Genomic DNA, 18,084 nt, shown 5'->3' with positions numbered 1-18,084 from the left:
AACGCCATGAACGCACCCACCGTTTCGGCCCAACTTGATGTTCCTTTCTACCAGCCGGTCGGCTCCGAATGCGAGCTGTTCGAGGCCGCCTGGCGCCAGCAGCTGCCGGTGCTGATCAAGGGCCCCACCGGCTGCGGCAAGACCCGCTTCGTCGCCCACATGGCGGCGCGCCTCGGCCTGCCGCTGATCACCGTGTCCTGCCACGACGACCTGACCGCCGCCGACCTGGTCGGCCGCCACCTGATCGGCGACGGCGCCACCTACTGGAGCGACGGCCCGCTCACCCGCGCCGTGCGCGAGGGCGGCATCTGCTATCTCGACGAAGTGGTCGAGGCGCGCAAGGACACCACCGTGGTGCTGCACCCGCTCACCGACGACCGCCGCATCCTGCCGATCGAGCGCACCGGCGAGGTGCTGGAGGCCTCGCCCGACTTCATGCTGGTGGTGTCGTACAACCCCGGCTACCAGCACGTGCTGAAGACCCTCAAGCCGTCGACGCGGCAGCGCTTCGTGGCGATGTCGTTCGACTTCCCGCAGCCCGAGGTGGAGCACGCCGTGGTGGTGCGCGAGAGCGGCATCGACGCCGGGCGCGCCAAGCAACTGGTGACGCTGGCGGGCCAGCTGCGCCGCCTCACCGGCTACGACCTGGACGAATCGGTCAGCACCCGCCTCCTGGTCTACGCCGCCAAGCTGATGGCCGCCGGCATGGCACCGCTCACCGCCTGCCGTACCGCGCTGGCCGAGCCGCTGACCGACGACGCCGACACCCTGGCGGCGCTCTTGGCCGTCATCGACACCCAGTTCGCCGCCTGACATGGGCGACGACGAACGGCAGGACGAACAGCACAAGGTGGTGCTGGCCCACGCGCTCTATCTCGCCAACCTGCTCTTGGCCCCCGGCATCGCCTTCCTGTTGCTGTGCTGGTGCCGCCGGCGCTGGCGCGGCCAGGCCACGCCCAGGTTGGCCGAAGCCCTGCACCAGTCCTGGGGGGCCTCCTGGCGCGCCGGCATGCTGCTGGTCCCGCTGGCGCTGAGCGGCCTGCTGCTGGACCCGTCCCGCGCCGTCGGCTGGCTGCCGCTGATCCTCTCCTTCCTCGCGTTGCACGCCGTGCTGGCGCTGATGGGGATCGCGGCGCTGGCCCGGGTGCTGGCCGACCAGCCTTTCTGCTACCCGCTGCCCGGTTTGTGGCGGCACCGTCAGGAGCATTGACGATGGAAGATATTGTCGGAGGCTGGTGGGACCGGCTGATCACCCGCGCCGCCTACCGCGGCCACCCGCAGGCGGCAGTGACGCTGGCCGGCGTGACCCGGTTGGCGCCGCCGTTTTTCCGTGCCATGGGCGGCGACCCGGCGCTGGTGCTGCGCTCCACCGTCGGCACCGAGCACGGCGCGCGCCGCTCGCTGCTCGAGCGCGTGGCCGGCATCGGCGAGAAGGTGGAACTGGCCTGGAGCGACCGCCAGGCGCTGTATCTGCCGGAGAAACTCGATCTGTTCCCGTCCGCCATGCTCAACCGCGCGCTGTACTTCTGGCTGATGGCGCTGGCCGCCGAGCCGGCGCCGCGCGGCGACTGGCTGATGCGCAACCGTCTGGCGACGCAGCGTTGTCTGGCACGTATGCCCGGGCTCGCCGCCAGCTACCACCAGCTGGTGGGCGCCTTGCTTGCCTTGCGCCCGGACCCGGCGCGGCTGTCGGCGCCCGAGGCCGCGGTGGAGCAGGCCATCCGCCAGGCGCTGCAGCACCCCGAACGCGAGGTGACGCTGCCCGAGGTCAAGCGTCCGCCGCAGCCGGTGCCGCTGTGGCTGCACCCGGTACCGCCGACCGGCGCCGAAAATGGCGGTGCCGCAGGGGATTCCCCGGCCGACGACGACAGCGAGCACAAGGCGCGCGAGAGCGCGCAGAAGCGCCGTCGCTACCGCGCCCAGCGCATCGTGCCGGAGGACAAGAAGGACGGCATGCTGATGGTGTTCCGCGCCGAGAGCCTGTTCACCTGGGACGAGTACGTCAAGGTCAACCGCCACAACGACGAGGATGAAGACGAGGACAACGCCGCCGCCGCCGAGGACATGAACAAGCTCAGCATCGCCGCCGACAGCAAGACGCGCGGCAGCCGCCTCAAGTTCGACCTCGACCTGCCCTCCGCCGAGTACGACGACACCCCGCTCGGCCCCGGTCTGCTGTTGCCGGAATGGGACTGGAAACGGCAACGGCTGATCGACGACCACTGCCGCCTGCTGCCGATGCACCCGCGCGACGCCAGCCCGGCGCCGCTGCCGGATCGGCTGCTGCCGCTGGCACGGCGGCTGCGCCGCCAGTTCCAGGCGCTGGCGCCGGAACGCACGCGCAAGAGCGGCGAAACCAACGGGCCCGACATCGACCTCGACCGCGTCATCCGTTTCATGGCCGAACGCCAGAGCGGCGTGGCGCAGGGCGAGCCGGGGCTGTACCAGGCCTGGCCGCCGGGCGAGCGCAACCTGGCCTGCCTGCTGTTGGCCGACCTGTCGCTCTCCACCGAGAGCTGGGTCGGGGAGGCGGGCCGCGTGATCGACGTTATCAAGGACAGCCTGCTGCTGTTCGCCGAGGCGCTCTCCGCCAGCGGCGACGCCTTCGGCCTCTACGGCTTCTCCTCGCTCAAGCGCCACGAAGTGCGCTACCTGCTGTTGAAGGACTTCGCCGACGCCTTCGACGACGCCGCGCGCGGCCGCATCCTGGCGCTGCGTCCCGGCTACTACACGCGCATGGGCGCGGCGATCCGCCAGTCGGCGCGCATCCTGGCGCAGCAGCCGGCGCAACGGCGCCTGCTGCTGATCGTCTCCGACGGCAAGCCCAACGACATGGATCACTACGAGGGACGCTATGGCATCGAGGACACGCGCCAGGCCATCCTCGAGGCGCGCCGCGACGGCGTGACGCCGTTCTGCGTCACCATCGACCGCGAGGCCGGCGACTACCTGCCGCACCTGTTCGGCAGCCGCGGCTACGTGGTGGTGCAGCGCGCCGAGACCCTGCCGCAGGTGCTGACCACGCTGTATGCGCAGCTGACGCGCTGAGAGCGAAAAGGTTCACCCCTTTTGCATATTTGCCTGAGCAAGCGTTGACGCGCATCAAGGAGGGGGAGGGGCGGCAGGCCGATGATGCCGGTGTCAATTCCTTACCCTTCAAAGGAGTATGCACCATGAGCACACCGAGGATGTCCGTACTGGTCAAGAGAGCCGTCATGGCGGCGCTGCCGCTGGCGGTGACAGCGGCGTTCGCCGCCCCTCCCGGCGCCAGCGCGCCGGAACTGGCCTACCAGGCTGGCGGCTCGCCCCTGGCCGGCGAGGAGATGCACCAGAATATCAATCCCAAGGCCCCGCCGATGACCAAGGCGGAATTCGCGCAGGCACGCCAGATCTACTTCGAGCGCTGCGCCGGCTGTCATGGTGTGCTGCGCAAGGGGGCGACCGGCAAGCCGCTGACCACCGACATCACGCTGGAGCGCGGCACCGAGTACCTGAAGACCTTCATCAAGTATGGCTCGCCCGCCGGCATGCCGAACTGGGGCACCTCGGGTGAGCTGTCCGATGCCCAGGTCGACCTGATGGCGCGCTACGTGCAGCAGGAACCGCCGACCCCGCCGGAATACTCGCTGGCCGACATCGAGAAGACGCGCAAGGTGCTGATCCCGGTCGACAAGCGTCCGACCAAGAAGATGAACAAGTACAACCTCGACAACCTGTTCTCGGTGACGCTGCGCGACAGCGGCGAGATCGCGCTGATCGACGGTGACAGCAAGCAGATCATCAGCATCATCAAGACCGGCTACGCGGTGCACATTTCGCGCGTGTCGGCCTCCGGCCGCTACCTCTACGTGATCGGCCGCGACGCCAAGATCAACCTGATCGACCTGTGGATGGAACATCCCGAAACCGTGGCCGAGATCAAGGTCGGGCTGGAAGCGCGCTCGGTCGAGACCTCCAAGTTCAAGGGCTGGGAAGACAAGATCGCCGTGGCCGGCACCTACTGGCCGCCGCAGTACGTGATCATGGACGGCGACACCCTCAAGCCGCAGAAAGTGGTGTCGACGCGTGGCATGACGGTGGACAACGAGTACCATCCCGAGCCGCGCGTGGCCTCCATCGTGTCCAGCCACTACAAGCCGGAGTTCGTGATCAACGCCAAGGAAACCGGCAAGATCATGATGGTCAACTACTCCGACCTCAACAACCTCAAGACCACCACCATCAACGCCGCCAAGTTCCTGCACGACGGCGGTTTCGATCGCACCGGCCGCTACTTCTTCGTCGCCGCCAACGCCTCCAACAAGATCGCCGTGGTCGACACCAAGGAAGACAAACTGGCGGGCTTGGTCGACGTCGGCAAGACCCCGCACCCGGGCCGCGGCGCCAACTTTGTGCACCCGAAATTCGGTCCGGTCTGGGCCACCGGCCACCTCGGCGACGACAGCATCGCGCTGATCGGCTCCGACCCGGTCAAGCACAAGCAGTACGCCTGGAAGATGGTCGCCAGCATCCAGGGCCAGGGCGGCGGCTCCTTGTTCATCAAGACCCATCCCAAGTCGAAGAACCTGTGGGTTGACACCACGCTGAACCCGGATTCGGCGGTGAGCCAGTCGGTAGCGGTATACGACATCGACCACCTCGACAAGGGCTTCGTACGGCTGCCGGTGGGCGAGTGGGCCGGCCTTGGCGACGGTGCCAAGCGCGTGGTGCAGCCGGAGTACAACAAGGCGGGCGACGAGGTGTGGTTCTCGGTATGGAGCGCCAAGGACAAGCAGTCGGCCATCGTGGTGGTGGACGACAAGACGCGCAAGCTCAAGGCCGTGATCAAGGACCCGCGCCTGGTGACGCCGACCGGCAAGTTCAACGTGTTTAACACCCAGCACGATATTTACTAAGCGCAGCAATTATCGATCAGTGGTCGGCGTTCACCGCCGGCCGCGGCAGAAGGAGTCACAACATGAAAACCAATCAATGGATCATGGCCGCCGTGCTGGCCGGTCTGGCTTCGGCCAACGTGCTGGCCGCCACCCCGCAGGACATGGCCAAGCAGTACAACTGCCTGGCCTGCCACAGCGTCGACAAGAAAGTGGTCGGCCCGGCCTTCAAGGACGTCGCCGCCAAGTACAAGGGGCAGAGCGTCGAAGCCAAGCTGATGGACAAGGTGAAGAAGGGCGGTTCCGGCAGTTTCGGACCGGTCCCGATGTCGCCCAACCCCAGCGTGCCCGATGCCGACCTGAAGGTCCTGGTGAAGTGGGTACTGTCGCAGTAACTACCCGCCTCATCGGGCGGCGGCGCCTTCACGGCTTGAGCTCCGGGCGGGCTGCGTGCGCATCGTTGATGTGCTCAGCGCTCAGGACTCCTCATGTACGACGAGTACATTCCGGGTCCTGTGCGCCGGCGGCGCCCAAGCTGTCTTGGCTCGCCCGCCCGCTGAGACGGGCACTACGCAACGTCCTGGCCGGGCTGACGCTGCTGGTTTCGGCCAACCTGGCGCTGGCGGCGCCGCCGGTCTCGGCGCCGCCGCCGGAGCGCGCGGCGGTGATCCGTCATCTGGTGCGCCAGGACTGCGGCTCCTGCCACGGCCTCACGCTCAAGGGCGGGCTGGGCAGCCCGCTCACCGCCGAGGCCCTGGCCGGCCGCCCGGACGAGGCGCTGCTGGCCACGATATTGAACGGTCGCCCCGGTACCGCGATGCCGCCATGGCGGCCGTTTTTGACGGAAGAAGAAGCCAAATGGGTCATACAGTGGCTGAAAGACGGCGCTCCCGAGTAGTCCCTTCCATTCGGCGGCTGTGCCTTCGCCTCTTGGGTACCGGAGGTGCTCTGAGCGTGCGAATCTCTCATGGAGATTCGCTCAGCCATAATCCTCATGGACTCCGTGTCCATTCGGGTTCCTGCGCTCCGGCGGCCCACAAGCTGCCTGGGCTCGCTCGCCTACTGAAATGGGCGATAAGCGGCACGGGGGTGCTCTGTGCCAGCCTGCTCTTGGCAGGCTGCTCTACGACTACGGCTGTGCGCGGCAGTGGCGACCTCGGCGTCGTCATCGAACGCGCCAGCGGCAGTGTGCAGCTGGTCGACAACACCCGCAGCGAACGGTTCGCCACAGTCACGGGGCTGGGCGACCTGTCGCACGCCTCGGTGGTGTTCTCGCGCGACGCGCGCTACGCCTACGTGTTCGGGCGCGACGGCGGGCTGTCCAAGGTCGATATCCTGACCGGCCGCCTGGTGAAGCGGGTGATGCAGGCCGGCAACAGCATCGGCGGCGCCATCTCCAGCGACGGTCGCGTCGTCGCCGCGCAGAATTACGAACCGGGCGGGGTCAAGCTGTTCGACGCCGACACCCTGGAACTGCTGGCCGAGGTCAGTACGCGCGACGCGGCCAGCGGGCACAGCTCCAAGGTGGTCGGCCTGGCCGATCTGCCCGGCCAGCGCTTTGCCTTTTCCCTGTTCGAAGCCGGCGAGATCTGGGTGATCGACGTCGCCGACCCGCGTCACCCGGTCACCACGCGTTACCCCAATGTCGGCCGCCAGCCCTACGACGGGCTCGCCAGCCAGGACGGCCGCTATTACCTGGCCGGGCTGTTCGGCGAAGACGGCCTGGCGCTGCTCGATACCTGGCACCCCGAAGCCGGGGTGCGCCGCGTGCTCGACGGCTACGGCCGCGGCACGGAAAAACTGCCGGTCTACAAAATGCCGCACCTGCGCGGCTGGGCATTGTCCGGCGGCCAAGCCTTCCTGCCCGCCATCGGTCACAACGAGGTGCTGGTGGCCGATACCCGCGACTGGCAACTGCGCGCCAAGGTTCCGGTGCATGGCCAGCCGGTGTTCGTCATGGCCGAGCCGTCCGGGCGCCGCGTCTGGGTCAACTTTGCCTTCCCGCACAACGACACGGTGCAGGTGATCGACGTGCCGACGTTGACCGTGGTCAAAACGCTCAAACCCGGCCGTGGCATCCTGCACATGGAATTTACGCCGCGCGGCGACGAGGTCTGGTTGTCGAGCCGTGACGACGACAAGCTGGTCATCGTCGACACCGCCACACTCGCCGTGCGGCGCGAACTGCCGGCGGCCAGCCCCTCGGGCATCTTCTTCAGCTGGCGTGCCAGCCGTATCGGAATGTGAGTCATGACAAGAATCCTTCGCTCGCCGGCATTCCCGCCGGCCACCCCATTGCTCAGCGCCCCGACGCTGGCCCTGCTCAACCGTTTCCAGCACCGCTTCCCGCTGGCCCTGCGTCCTTACGCCAGGTTGGCCGAAGAGGCGGGGGAGGGGTGGAGCGAGGACGGTATCATCGACGCCCTGGCCACGGCGCACCAGCAGGGTGTGCTGGGACGGGTCGGCGCCATCTTCGCCCCCAATACCGTCGGTGCCAGTACCCTGGCGGCGATGGCGGTGCCGCCGGAGCGGCTCGACGCCGTGGCGCACTACGTCAGCAGCCTGCCCGAGGTGAACCACAACTACGCCCGCGCGCATCATGTCAACTTGTGGTTTGTGGTCACCGCGTCCGACCGCAGTCGTGTCGCCGAAGTGCTGGCGCGCATCTACCTCGCCACCGGCATCAAGCCGCTCCACCTGCCGCTGCTCAAGGAATATCACATCGACCTGGGCTTCTCCTTCCTGCCCGGCGACCAGCCGCGCCCGCGCGAATGCCTGCAGGGAATGGGCTCGCTCAGCCTGAGCCAGTCTGAACGCCGCCTGGTCGGGGCGCTGGAAGACGGCCTGGCGCTGGAACCGGAGCCGTATCGCCTGCTGGCGGAACGCGCCGGCCTGAGTCGCGAAGAAGTGCTGCACATCCTCACCGACTGGTGCGACAGCGGGGTGATCCGCCGTTTCGGCCTGGTGGTGCGCCACCGCGAGCTGGGCTACCATGCCAACGCCATGTGTGTGTGGCGCGTCGAGGACGAAGAAGAGCGCGACGACCTTGGCGTCAAGCTCGCCGCCGAGCAGGCGGTGACGCTGTGCTACGCCCGCCCGGCGCGCCCGCCGCTGTGGCCGTACAACCTGTTCTGCATGATCCACGCCCCGGACGCCCTGACCGTGCGCCAGACCGTCGACGAACTGCGCGCCCGCCACGACGTGATGCACCTGCCGCATTCGGTGCTGATCTCGACCCGCCGCTATACCCAGCGCGGTGCGCGCTACGGCTACCGTCATGACTGAACTGGACGGGATCGACCGGCGTCTCATCGACCAGCTGCAGGGCGGTTTTCCACTCAGCCCACGGCCGTTCGCCGAGGCTGCCGCGCCGCTCGGGATCACCGAAACCGAGTTGATCGCCCGTCTCAACCGCCTGTTGCAGCACCGCACCCTGACCCGCTTCGGTCCGCTGTTCCAGATCGAACGTATGGGTGGCGCCTTCGTGCTGGCCGCGCTGGCGGTGCCGGAACAACGCTTCGACGAGGTGGCGGAGCAGGTCAACGCCCTGCCCGAAGTGGCGCACAACTACCGCCGCGAGCACCGCCTCAACATGTGGTTCGTGCTCGCCACCGAAACGCCACAGGGCATCGCCGCCGCCACCGCCCGCATCGAAGCCGCCACCGGCCTCACCGTGCACGCTTTCCCCAAGGAGCGCGAATACTTCGTCGGCATGCGCTTCGCCGTCGGCGGCACGGCACCGGTGGGGCAGAGCGCGTCCCGCCCGGTGGACGCCGGCCCGGTGACGCTCGACGGCCTCGACCGCGCCCTGGTCCGTGCCACCCAGGCCGGCCTGCCGCGCCTGCCCCGGCCCTATCACACCCTCGCCGAGGCGTTGGGCTGCGACGAGCACGAAGTGCTGACGCGACTCGAGGCCATGCTGCGCAACGGCGTCATCCGCCGCATCGGCGCCGTGCCCAACCACTACGCCATCGGCTACACCGCCAACGGCATGGCGGTGTTCGACGTGGCGGACGACGCCGTCGACCGCCTTGGCGAACAACTCGGCGCCGACCCCGCCGTCTCCCACTGTTACCGCCGTCCCCGCGCCCTCCCGCACTGGCCCTACAACCTGTTCGCCATGGTCCACGGCGCCAGCCACGACCAGGTCCGCGCCGAGGTGGCGCGGCTGGTCAGCCAACTCGGCCCCGCCTGCCGCAGCCACGACATCCTGTTCTCCAGCCGGATACTGAAGAAGAGCGGCTTGCGGATCTGAGGGCCTGAGTCATCCAGATGGCACGACCAATTGTGCGTCCTGGTCCTGTCGACGAGGCGCATTGAATACGTGTGCCGGGGTTTTTCAGTCGGACGATGAGACTCGGTGACCGGGGGCTACTCCCGGCCAGGAGTGGAGAGTCAACACGTCGGAACTCTCGCTGTTTGAACGGCCGCGTCACTCTGAAACTGAATCGGCAACCCTGTTAACAGATAGCGCCCTGATACAAGCGGCTCTATGATGCTTTATGTTTTCATCATGCCGGAAAAGGGCCAAGGTTCAGGTGCGGCGCGGGATCACTTCAGACCGTTCTCTCGGAGAATCTTCTCGTAGGTGCCATTGGCCTTGATGACGGCCAGCCCCTTGTTGAACGCCTCGATGATGGCTTTGTGACGTGGATTCTTCAAACCGCTGGTCACAAGCAACTGCTTGCTGGACAAGCTGTTCATTGTGAAGTCGATCTGTTGCAGCAGATCTGGCGCATTGTGCTTGATTATCCAGCGGGCGACGATCTCGTCTTCTAGCGTCAGGTCAATCCGGCCGAGTACCAACTTCTTGATATTTTGTATGACTTCGGCAACCTCTTCCCGGTTGAAGTTGGTGGCTTCCAGGAAATCGTCGCCGTAGCCATAACCTCTGACGATACCCACCGTTTTCCCGGTCAGACTGCCCAATCCCTTGTATTCAAATGGATCATCCTTGCGCTTGATGAATTTGATCTCGCTCTTGATATAGGGCTCGCTGTATAGCAGAAACGTCGTCCGCTCTTGCGTCCACCAGGTAGCTGGAAGGATGTCGTACATTCCGTTTTTTACACCCTCGATTGCTCGTGCCCAGGGCATAAAGCGCATTTCGACATCGTAGTTTTGGCTGGCGTATGCTGCCCGGATAATTTGCAGGGAGATGCCCTGCTTGGGTTGAGCCGGGTCTGTGAAGGGAGGGTACGGGTCGCCTGCTGCAATGATCTTTTCAGCCCACGCAGGGGTGCAGATCAATAGCCCAAGCAACAATACGAGCACACGCCACATACGCTTTATTTCACGAGCGAGGAAGAGAGCTACGCTAGGCAGTATAGTCAAGCAGGCGAGACCATAAGGTCGAACTGCAAAGGCACGCTGCCACGGCCAGGCACACCTCCGCAGATGCCTATCTGACGGCCAAGAAGACTAAGCTCAACCACTTTTGCGAAAAGCACTGTTGCCAGAGCGACTGGTCCACCTCGATACCTGCCTTTGCGCGTGTTTGATAAAGCAGGCCTGGATTGGGCCGTCATCTGTCGTTGGCTTAGCCGGCAATCAACGGTGGCTTCGGCGTGGAAACGGCCGACAAGGCAATCCTCCGTAACAACCAGTAGGGCACCATTGACGTGCAGCGTATTGCGCCGCCTATCTCCCCGCACTGGGCGCTGAGCCACGGCTGTATCGCCGCGCCCGTCATCGGGGTGTGGTGCCCTTCTTCTTCTCCTTTTTACCGTCAACCTGGGGGAACCGCATGGCAACGATTAACCTCTCCTCCAGGCGCAACGATGAGGCAATGCACGGCGCCGCGATGGCTCCCTGCCTGCTCAAACCTTGAGTACCATTCACCCTTTGCGCCGTCGTAAAGGTCACCAAACCCATGCTGAAAATCCTCGGCAAGTCCTCCTCCATCAACGTGCGCAAGGTGCTGTGGCTCTGCGAGGAGCTTGGGCTTCCCTATGAGCAGGAGCAGTACGGTTCGGGATTCCAGGCAACCGACACCCCGGAATTCATGGCGCTCAACCCCAACGCCATGGTTCCCGTGCTGATCGATGACGACTTCGTGCTTTGGGAATCGAACACCATTTGCCGCTACCTCGCGGGGCGGGAGCAGCGGTTCGACCTGCTGCCCGGCGCCCCCAGGGGGCGTGCGCTGGTCGAGAAGTGGATGGATTGGCAGGCCACCGAACTCAACAACTCGTGGCGCTACGCCTTCATGGCGCTGGTCCGGCGAAGCCCTGCGCATGCGGACCCGGAGGCGATCGAGGCCGGCGTAGCGGGCTGGAACCGTCACATGGCGATGGTCGAGGCGCAGTTGTCTCGTACCGGGGCGTACATCGCCGGCGCGTCGTTCACGCTCGCTGACATCGTCATCGGCTTGTCTACCCATCGCTGGTACATGACACCGATGCCGCGCCCGGCGTTGCCGGCGGTAGCGGCATACTACGAACGCCTGAGCGAGCGGCCCGGTTACCGGCTGCATGGGCGCAACGGCACGCCGTAGCCGCATGGCGGCTGGCCCCCGTCGAGCGGGCACCTGAACACGCGGCGGCCGGTCTCGGTGATGGCCCCCATGGGGAGGCCTCCCGACCCGGTCAGCGCGCGCTCACCCTACCGCCGTTACCCACTCCAGCCGCCCGCGCCGGTTTAGCCACAGCGAGGCGAAGATCACGCCGCCGCCCAACGCCAGGCGCGGCAGGTCGGCGTCGCGGTTCCAGATCAGCACATTGACCAGCAGCCCCGCCGGGACGTGCAGTTCGTTCAGGATCGCCAGCGTGCCGGCGCTGACTTCCACGCTGCCCTTCACCCACCAGTACATGCCGAGCGCGGTGGCGAACAGCCCCATCCACACCAGCACGCCCCATTGCAGCGCCGTGTGTGGCAGGCGGCTGGCGTCGCCGAACAGCAGGAAGGACGGCAGCGCCAACAGCAGCGCACCGAGGAAGAAGTGGCCGAAGTAGCAGTACAGTGGCTGCGCTACGGGGTGCTGTTGCAGCAGGCGGCGGCACAACACCTGGCCGGCGGCAAAGGTGAGGTTGGCGAGCTGCAGCAGCAGGAAGCCGACCAGGTACTCGCCCGCCAGCGGCTGGAAGCGGATGATGACGCCGCCGCCCACGGCGACCACGGCGGCCAGCAGCGCCCAGCGGTTGAAGCGGCGCGCCAGCGCGTCGTCGAGCAGGGTGACGTAGATCGGCGTCATCACGGTGAACAGCAACACCTCCGGCACGGTCAGCACGCTGAAACTGCGGTACAGGCACAGGTAGGTGACGCCGAACTGCAGCGCCCCGGCGAGCCAGAAACCGCCGACGAGCCGGCCGGGCAGGCCGCGCCATTGCGTGAAGGGGAAGAATACGGCGGCGGCGATCAGTACGCGCAGCAGCACGGCGAAATCGCTGTCCACCTGTCCGGCCAGGTAGTGGCCGATCAGGCTGAAGGAAAAGGCCCATAGCAGGGTGACGGCAAGCAGGTAGCGCATCGGTCCGGAGGATCAGGCAGTGACGGGGTAGCGATGATAGGCCGCCGGCGGGGAATGCGCCATCGGCGGGGTGGGTTTTGGCGTCGATTGCCGCTTCATGGCGTTAGCTTCCGTCGTCACGGTTGGATGGCGCGGCGTGGGGCGTGGGGACGCCGTCCATGCCCGTCCGGCAGCGTGCGTCCCGTGCATGACGGATTTCCCTGCGAGGATGGAAAAGCACGATCTGCATCAAGCATCCGCGCTCGGGGAAGGTCCGGCCTCCGGTGGTTGACCATGGTCAATGCAGAATAGGGGGCGATGCCGTGAAATGACGCCAATGTCATTGACGGAGCCACCCCGATGCTGCGCATCACCCCCTACCTGCAGTCCGTCGCCCATCCCGTGCCGCTGGTCCCGCCGCGCCAGCCCACCGGGCCGGTGGTGATCTGGAACCTGATCCGGCGCTGCAACCTGACCTGCAAGCATTGTTATTCGGTGTCGGCCGATACCGTCTTCCCGGGCGAACTGTCCACCGCCGAGGTGTTCACCGTGATGGAGGATTTGCGGGCCTTCGGGGTGCCGGTGCTGATCCTCTCCGGTGGCGAGCCGCTGATGCGGCCGGATATCTACGACATCGGCCAGCGCGCCAAACAGCTCGGTTTCTACGTCGGGCTGTCGAGCAACGGCACCCTGATCGACCGGGGCAACGTCGGGCGCATTGCCGCCGTGGGCTTCGACTACGTCGGCATCAGCCTCGACGGCCTGCGCGCCACCCACGACCGCTTCCGCCGCCTCGACGGCGCCTTCGACAGTTCGCTCGCGGCGCTCAGATTGTGTCGCGACGCCGGCATGAAGGTGGGCGTGCGCTACACCATGACCGAGGACAACGCCCACGACCTGCCGGCGCTGCTGCAACTGGTGGACGACGAGGGCATCGACAAGTTCTATTTCTCCCACCTCAACTACGCCGGGCGCGGCAACAAGCACCGCGCCGACGACGCGCGCCATGCTCGCACGCGCTGGGCCATGGACTTGCTGATCGAGAGCTGCTGGCAGCATATCCAGGCCGGCCGGCCCAAGGATTTCGTCACCGGCAACAACGACGCCGACGGCGTCTACCTGCTGCAGTGGGTCGAACGCCATCACCCGACGTTGGCCGAAGACCTGCGCCGGCGCCTGGAGCAGTGGGGCGGCAACGCCTCCGGCGTCCTCGGCAACGTCCACCCCGACACCATGTGGTGGAAGATCGGCCTCGGCAACGTCAAGGAGCGGCCGTTCTCCGCGATCTGGCCCGATACCACGCACCCGCTGATGGCCGGCCTCAAGCAGCGTCCGCGCCCGGTTACCGGGCGCTGCGGCGCCTGCCGGCACCTGGCCATCTGCAACGGCAACACCCGGGTGCGCGCCTGGGAGCTGACCGGCGACTTCTGGGCCGCCGATCCCGCCTGCTACCTCACCGACGCCGAAATCGGCGTGGCCGAGGGCGAGCATCCGCTGGCCGAGCTGACGCCGTACCCGCGCCGCCGCCGGGAGGTGCAGGCATGAAGGCGCTGCTTTCCCTGGCCCTGCTGGCGACACTGGGCTCGCTCCAGCTGGCTTCGGCCAACCCTGCCGCGCTCTACCAGCAGCACTGCCAGAGTTGCCATGGCGACAACCGCATGGGGGCCATGGCGCCGGCGCTGCTGCCGCAGAGCCTGGAGCGCCTCAAGCCGGCCGAGATTCTCGACACCATCCGCCACGGCCGCAGCGCCACCCAGATGCCGGCCTTCGCCGAGCGCCTGGCCGACGCCGACATCCAGGCGCTGGCCGGCTACCTGAAGACGGCGCCGGAGCAGCCGGCGCGCTGGAGTGAAGCCGACACGGCCGCCTCGCGCGTGGTCTATGCCGATCCGGCACGCCTGCCGGCCAAGCCGGTGCACCGGGCCGACCCGCAGAACCTGTTCGTGGTGGTGGAAGCGGGTGACCATCACGTCTCGGTGCTGGATGGCGACACGCTCAGCCCGATCGCCCGCTTCCAGAGCCGTTTCGCACTCCATGGCGGCCCCAAGTTCTCGCCGGACGGCCGCTTCGTCTATTTCGCCAGCCGCGACGGCTGGGTGACGCAGTACGACCTCTACACCCTGCAAAACGTTGCCGAAATCCGCGTCGGGCTCAATACCCGCAACGTCGCGGTGTCCAGCGACGGGCGCTGGGTGCTGGCCGGCAATACCCTGCCGGAAACGCTGGTGTTGCTCGACGCCAACGGTCTCAAGCCGGTCAAGACCCTTGCCGTGCAGGACGCCGCCGGCAAGACCTCGCGCGTCTCGGCGGTGTACGACGCCGCCCCGCGCCACAGCTTCATCGTGGCGCTGAAGGACGTGCCGGAGCTGTGGGAAATTTCCTACGATCCGAAGGCGGCCAGGGTCTACCCCGGGCACGTGCACGACTACAAGATGGGCGAGGCGCTGAGCGTCGACGGCTTTCTCAACCCGCGCGTGACGCCGCTCGACCTGGTGCTGGACGATTTCTTCTTCGACCCGGCCTACCGCCACGTCATCGGCGCCTCGCGCGAAGGCCGGGCGCAGGTGATCAACCTCGACATCCGGCGCAAGGTGGCCGAGCTGCCGCTCGACGGCATGCCGCATCTGGGCTCCGGCATCGCCTTCGAAGAGGGTGGCCACCGCTACATGGCCACCCCCAATCTCAGTAGCGGCCGGGTGACGGTGATCGATCTCGACAGCTGGCAACGCGTCAAGGACATCCCGACGCTGGGGCCGGGCTTCTTCCTGCGCAGTCACGAAAACACCCCGTACGCCTGGGTCGACGCCATGATGGGGGCGAAGAAGGACACGCTGGCGATCATCGACAAACGCACCCTGGAAGTGGTGAAGACCGTGACGCCGCGCCCGGGTAAAACCACCGCCCACGTCGAATTCACCCGCGATGGCCGTTACGCGCTGGTGAGCGTGATGGAGAACCCGGGCGAGCTGCTGGTGCTCGACGCCGCCACCTTCCGCGAAGTGAAGTCGTTGCCGATGGCCAAGCCGATCGGCAAGTACAACGTGTTCAACAAGGTGACCCGTTCCGAGGGCACCAGCCATTGAGAAGCTGTTTTAGAAAGGCTGCGCGGCGCCATGACGGCGTTGCGCAGTGCTCGCAATTCTCATGGACGACTTGTCCATTCCGGTTGCGGCGCTCCGGGCGTCTTGCCCTGAAGTCATTCGCGCTGTTTAAAACGGCTTCTGAAGGCGTAGCCGACTAGTGCGTAGGATGGGTGAAGGCGCTTCTGCCGCAACCCATCGCGGATGGGTTGCGCTGCGCTTCACTCCTCCTGCGGTTCTGGGAATCAGGCCAGGGAAGGGCGCTCGTCCGCCTGTCCCCGCCATCATCGAAGCGTCTTCAAACGGCTTCCGGGCTCTCGGCCTCCTAAGCCGTTTGGATGATCAGGGGTGTACTTCCGGTTCATGGTGCCGTGCTGGCGGAGCCGGTATGGTGAGCGCTGCTTGGCGCTTTACCTGCGCTTCCCACACCACCACCCCGTCGCACAGGAATAGCAGACCATGAGTCAGATCGATATCCGTTCGTTCTTGCGGCACCAGCCGCTGTTTCAAGAGTTATCGGACAGCCAGCTCTCGGCGCTGGTGCCGTGCACCCACGAGGTGCGCGGCCAGAAAGGCCAGATCATCTTCCAGAAGGGCGACCCGTGCGAGGGCATGTACCTGGTCGTCTACGGCCGGATCAAGCTGTCGATCTCGTCGGCGCAGGGCGCCGAGAAGGTGATCGAGATCATCCATCCGGGGCAGAGTTTCGCCGAGGCGGTGATGTTCCTCGGCAAGCCGTGCCCGGTGATGGCGCAGTTTCTCGAAGACGGCCTGCTGCTGCAGGTGGAGGCGCGCTCGATCTTCGCCGCCATCGCCCGCGATGCCGCCTTCGCCCATCGCCTGCTGGCCGGCCTCAGCCTGCGCCTGCACGGCCTGGTGCGCGACGTCGAGCGCTACTCGGTGGAAAACGCGCTGCAGCGTGTGATCGGCTACCTGCTGCAGGGCGAGGATCACCCCGGTCAGCCCAACCGCGTGGTGACGCTGCCGGTGAACAAGAACCTGATCGCCTCGCGCCTCAACCTGACGCCGGAAACCTTCTCGCGCGTGCTGCACCAGCTCTCCGACGCCGGCCTGGTGGCGGTCAACGGCCGCGAGATCACGCTGATCGACATGAACCGCCTGGCCGATTTCGGCAGCGTGGCGGGCTAGCGCTCCGCCTGTTGCTGGGTTGGCCGAAGGCCGGCCCGGCATCCCCTTGGCGCGACTTGTCGCCGGTCTGGCCAATCCGCGCCGCCCGGCGCGGATTGGCCGTCGCTGTCTTCTGCTCACGTCTCCTCCTAAAGTACTAGAGCCTGCCGGCCTTAAGGGTATACCCGGCTAGCTCTTTTCCCTCGGCGTATGCCCACGTTAGGTGAATGGGAATCCGCTGGCGCAAAGCGTACCTTTCATAGCGAGAAATCAGCTCACAACGAGGGGGCCAGCCATGGCGTCGCACAGTTACAAACAATACGCGGTACTCGTTTCCAGTACGGTGTCGTTCACCGTCTGTTTCATGATCTGGATGATGTTTGCGGTACTGGGGATACCGCTGAAGCAGCAGCTCGGCCTGAATGAAACCGAATTTGGCATCCTGGCTGCCACGCCAGTGTTGACCGGCTCGCTGATTCGCGTGCCGCTGGGCATCTGGACCGACCGTTTCGGCGGCCGCATCGTGCTGTTCTCGCTGATGATCGCCACCATTATCCCGATCTACGCCATGCAGTTCGCCACCCAGTACTGGCAGTTCCTGGTGATCGGCCTGTTTGTCGGCCTGGCCGGTGGGTCGTTCTCGGTCGGCACGCCCTACGTGGCGCGCTGGTTCAAGAAAGAGCAGCAGGGGCTGGCGATGGGCGTGTTCGGCGCCGGTAACGCTGGCTCGGCTCTGACCAAGCTGGTGGCGCCGTCGATCGTCGCCGCCTGGGGCTGGAAGATGGTGCCGACGGTGTACGCCGTGATCATGCTGGTGGTGGCGCTGAGCTTCTGGCTGTTCAGCTATCACGATCCCAAGCACGTGGTGTCGTCCAAAGTATCGCTCAAGCAGCAGCTCGCCCTGATGAAGAATCCGGCGGTGCTGCGCTACTGTCAGTACTACTCGGTGGTGTTCGGTGGCTACGTTGCCCTGGCGCTGTGGATGATCCATTACTACGTCGGCGAATACGGCTTCGACATGAAGCACGCCGCCTTCCTGGCCGCCTGTTTCTCGCTGCCGGGCGGGGTGCTGCGCGCCTTCGGCGGCTGGCTCAGCGACAAGTGGGGGCCGTTCAAGGTGACCTGGGGCGTGATGTGGGTGTGCTGGGTGGTGTTCTTCCTGCTCTCCTACCCGCCGACCCAGATGGTGGTCAACACCATCAAGGGCCCTGTGTCGTTCGACGTCCGCCTGACCCCGACGCTGTTCACGGTACTGCTGTTCGTGGTCGGCGTGGCCATGGCGGTGGGCAAGGCCTCGGTGTTCAAGTTCATCTCCGAAGAGTTCCCCGACAACATCGGCGCGGTGTCCGGCGTGGTGGGCCTGGCGGGTGGTCTGGGCGGCTTTTTGCTGCCGATCCTGTTTGGCGTCCTGGTCGATCTGACCGGCGTGCGCTCCAGCTCCTTCATGCTGCTCTACGGCACCGTCTGCGTCAGCCTGATCTGGATGCACTGGTCGTTCAAGGCGGTCCGCCGTGCCGAAGAGGCGGGCGAGCTGGCTACCGTTAAATCCTGATAT

17 protein-coding genes are annotated in these 18,084 nt (G+C 66.1%); 14 read left to right on the top strand and 3 right to left on the bottom strand.

Translation table 11 applies throughout. The features are described 5' to 3' along the window. Positions 1–6 precede the first annotated feature (6 nt). The 9 genes from FURADRAFT_RS04970 to ahbB (FURADRAFT_RS04930) all read left to right on the top strand — a co-directional run bounded on the left by FURADRAFT_RS04970 (position 7) and on the right by ahbB (FURADRAFT_RS04930) (position 9,129). A complete protein-coding gene (locus FURADRAFT_RS04970) occupies positions 7–813 on the top strand; it encodes a CbbQ/NirQ/NorQ/GpvN family protein (RefSeq protein ID WP_008953026.1) in 807 nt (268 codons plus the stop codon). A gap of 1 nt (position 814) precedes the next feature. Then, entirely contained in the window at positions 815–1,210 is a 396-nt protein-coding gene (locus FURADRAFT_RS04965; RefSeq protein WP_008953025.1) for a hypothetical protein, read from the top strand. Positions 1,211–1,212: 2 nt separating this feature from the next. Next, positions 1,213–3,048: a nitric oxide reductase activation protein NorD gene (locus FURADRAFT_RS04960; protein ID WP_008953024.1), complete on the top strand. Its 1,836-nt coding sequence runs from the start codon at positions 1,213–1,215 to the stop codon at positions 3,046–3,048. Positions 3,049–3,173: 125 nt separating this feature from the next. Continuing rightward, a complete protein-coding gene (locus tag FURADRAFT_RS04955; protein WP_008953023.1) occupies positions 3,174–4,895 on the top strand; it encodes a nitrite reductase in 1,722 nt (573 codons plus the stop codon). Positions 4,896–4,957: 62 nt separating this feature from the next. Beyond that, a complete protein-coding gene (locus tag FURADRAFT_RS04950) occupies positions 4,958–5,269 on the top strand; it encodes a c-type cytochrome (RefSeq protein WP_008953022.1) in 312 nt (103 codons plus the stop codon). Between the two features lie 68 nt (positions 5,270–5,337). Next, positions 5,338–5,772 carry a c-type cytochrome gene (locus FURADRAFT_RS20435; RefSeq protein ID WP_150105009.1) on the top strand — a complete coding sequence of 145 codons (435 nt, stop codon included), beginning with the start codon at positions 5,338–5,340 and terminating at the stop codon, positions 5,770–5,772. A 239-nt stretch (positions 5,773–6,011) separates the two neighbouring features. Further along, positions 6,012–7,121 (top strand): cytochrome D1 domain-containing protein, encoded by a 1,110-nt coding sequence (locus FURADRAFT_RS04940; protein ID WP_328269357.1) that lies wholly within the window; start codon positions 6,012–6,014, stop codon positions 7,119–7,121. Positions 7,122–7,124: 3 nt separating this feature from the next. Next, positions 7,125–8,159: a siroheme decarboxylase subunit beta gene (ahbB, locus tag FURADRAFT_RS04935; protein ID WP_008953019.1), complete on the top strand. Its 1,035-nt coding sequence runs from the start codon at positions 7,125–7,127 to the stop codon at positions 8,157–8,159. Then, entirely contained in the window at positions 8,152–9,129 is a 978-nt protein-coding gene (gene ahbB, locus FURADRAFT_RS04930; RefSeq protein ID WP_008953018.1) for a siroheme decarboxylase subunit beta, read from the top strand. The genes ahbB (FURADRAFT_RS04935) and ahbB (FURADRAFT_RS04930) overlap by 8 nt, the downstream gene beginning before the upstream one ends. Positions 9,130–9,425: 296 nt before the next feature. Here the strand turns inward: ahbB (FURADRAFT_RS04930) and FURADRAFT_RS04925 are convergent, their stop codons facing one another. Beyond that, the gene (locus FURADRAFT_RS04925) at positions 9,426–10,157 is read right to left on the bottom strand and encodes a transporter substrate-binding domain-containing protein (protein WP_040652373.1); all 732 of its coding nucleotides are present in this window, start codon (positions 10,155–10,157) and stop codon (positions 9,426–9,428) included. A 405-nt stretch (positions 10,158–10,562) separates the two neighbouring features. Further along, complete coding sequence (locus FURADRAFT_RS04920; protein ID WP_040652371.1) at positions 10,563–10,748, bottom strand: hypothetical protein; 186 nt, start codon at positions 10,746–10,748, stop codon at positions 10,563–10,565. Here FURADRAFT_RS04920 and FURADRAFT_RS04915 point away from each other — a divergent pair. Continuing rightward, positions 10,747–11,370: a glutathione S-transferase family protein gene (locus FURADRAFT_RS04915; RefSeq protein WP_008953016.1), complete on the top strand. Its 624-nt coding sequence runs from the start codon at positions 10,747–10,749 to the stop codon at positions 11,368–11,370. The genes FURADRAFT_RS04920 and FURADRAFT_RS04915 overlap by 2 nt on opposite strands. A gap of 102 nt (positions 11,371–11,472) precedes the next feature. Here FURADRAFT_RS04915 and FURADRAFT_RS04910 read toward each other — a convergent pair whose 3' ends face one another. Continuing rightward, positions 11,473–12,342: a DMT family transporter gene (locus FURADRAFT_RS04910; protein ID WP_008953014.1), complete on the bottom strand. Its 870-nt coding sequence runs from the start codon at positions 12,340–12,342 to the stop codon at positions 11,473–11,475. A gap of 339 nt (positions 12,343–12,681) precedes the next feature. Here FURADRAFT_RS04910 and nirJ point away from each other — a divergent pair, with 339 nt between their 5' ends. The 4 genes from nirJ (at position 12,682) to FURADRAFT_RS04890 (ending at position 18,081) form a co-directional block, all read left to right on the top strand. Then, the gene (gene nirJ / locus FURADRAFT_RS04905) at positions 12,682–13,866 is read left to right on the top strand and encodes a heme d1 biosynthesis radical SAM protein NirJ (protein ID WP_008953013.1); all 1,185 of its coding nucleotides are present in this window, start codon (positions 12,682–12,684) and stop codon (positions 13,864–13,866) included. Beyond that, positions 13,863–15,404, top strand: a complete 1,542-nt coding sequence (locus tag FURADRAFT_RS04900) for a nitrite reductase (protein ID WP_008953012.1) — start codon at positions 13,863–13,865, stop codon at positions 15,402–15,404. Before nirJ ends, FURADRAFT_RS04900 begins: the two co-directional genes overlap by 4 nt. 456 nt (positions 15,405–15,860) lie before the next feature. Continuing rightward, the gene (locus tag FURADRAFT_RS04895; protein ID WP_008953011.1) at positions 15,861–16,550 is read left to right on the top strand and encodes a Crp/Fnr family transcriptional regulator; all 690 of its coding nucleotides are present in this window, start codon (positions 15,861–15,863) and stop codon (positions 16,548–16,550) included. A 274-nt stretch (positions 16,551–16,824) separates the two neighbouring features. Continuing rightward, positions 16,825–18,081, top strand: coding sequence for an MFS transporter (locus FURADRAFT_RS04890; RefSeq protein ID WP_008953010.1), 1,257 nt, complete (start codon positions 16,825–16,827; stop codon positions 18,079–18,081). Positions 18,082–18,084 lie beyond the last annotated feature (3 nt).

It is taken from the genome of Pseudogulbenkiania ferrooxidans 2002, assembly GCF_000174355.1.
In the GTDB taxonomy this organism is placed as follows: domain Bacteria; phylum Pseudomonadota; class Gammaproteobacteria; order Burkholderiales; family Chromobacteriaceae; genus Pseudogulbenkiania; species Pseudogulbenkiania ferrooxidans.
This window is presented reverse-complemented; position numbering and strand designations above follow the sequence as displayed.

Excerpts from the sequence above, each read along its gene's own strand:
- FURADRAFT_RS04970 (WP_008953026.1), top strand. The coding sequence starts at position 7 with ATGAACGCACCCACCGTTTCGGCCCAACTTGATGTTCCTTTCTACCAG.
- FURADRAFT_RS04965 (WP_008953025.1), top strand. The coding sequence starts at position 815 with ATGGGCGACGACGAACGGCAGGACGAACAGCACAAGGTGGTGCTGGCC.
- FURADRAFT_RS04960 (WP_008953024.1), top strand. The coding sequence starts at position 1,213 with ATGGAAGATATTGTCGGAGGCTGGTGGGACCGGCTGATCACCCGCGCC.
- FURADRAFT_RS04955 (WP_008953023.1), top strand. The coding sequence starts at position 3,174 with ATGAGCACACCGAGGATGTCCGTACTGGTCAAGAGAGCCGTCATGGCG.
- FURADRAFT_RS04950 (WP_008953022.1), top strand. The coding sequence starts at position 4,958 with ATGAAAACCAATCAATGGATCATGGCCGCCGTGCTGGCCGGTCTGGCT.
- FURADRAFT_RS20435 (WP_150105009.1), top strand. The coding sequence starts at position 5,338 with ATGTGCTCAGCGCTCAGGACTCCTCATGTACGACGAGTACATTCCGGG.
- ahbB (WP_008953019.1), top strand. The coding sequence starts at position 7,125 with ATGACAAGAATCCTTCGCTCGCCGGCATTCCCGCCGGCCACCCCATTG.
- ahbB (WP_008953018.1), top strand. The coding sequence starts at position 8,152 with ATGACTGAACTGGACGGGATCGACCGGCGTCTCATCGACCAGCTGCAG.
- FURADRAFT_RS04925 (WP_040652373.1), bottom strand. The coding sequence starts at position 10,157 with ATGTGGCGTGTGCTCGTATTGTTGCTTGGGCTATTGATCTGCACCCCT.
- FURADRAFT_RS04915 (WP_008953016.1), top strand. The coding sequence starts at position 10,747 with ATGCTGAAAATCCTCGGCAAGTCCTCCTCCATCAACGTGCGCAAGGTG.
- FURADRAFT_RS04920 (WP_040652371.1), bottom strand. The coding sequence starts at position 10,748 with ATGGGTTTGGTGACCTTTACGACGGCGCAAAGGGTGAATGGTACTCAA.
- FURADRAFT_RS04910 (WP_008953014.1), bottom strand. The coding sequence starts at position 12,342 with ATGCGCTACCTGCTTGCCGTCACCCTGCTATGGGCCTTTTCCTTCAGC.
- nirJ (WP_008953013.1), top strand. The coding sequence starts at position 12,682 with ATGCTGCGCATCACCCCCTACCTGCAGTCCGTCGCCCATCCCGTGCCG.
- FURADRAFT_RS04900 (WP_008953012.1), top strand. The coding sequence starts at position 13,863 with ATGAAGGCGCTGCTTTCCCTGGCCCTGCTGGCGACACTGGGCTCGCTC.
- FURADRAFT_RS04895 (WP_008953011.1), top strand. The coding sequence starts at position 15,861 with ATGAGTCAGATCGATATCCGTTCGTTCTTGCGGCACCAGCCGCTGTTT.
- FURADRAFT_RS04890 (WP_008953010.1), top strand. The coding sequence starts at position 16,825 with ATGGCGTCGCACAGTTACAAACAATACGCGGTACTCGTTTCCAGTACG.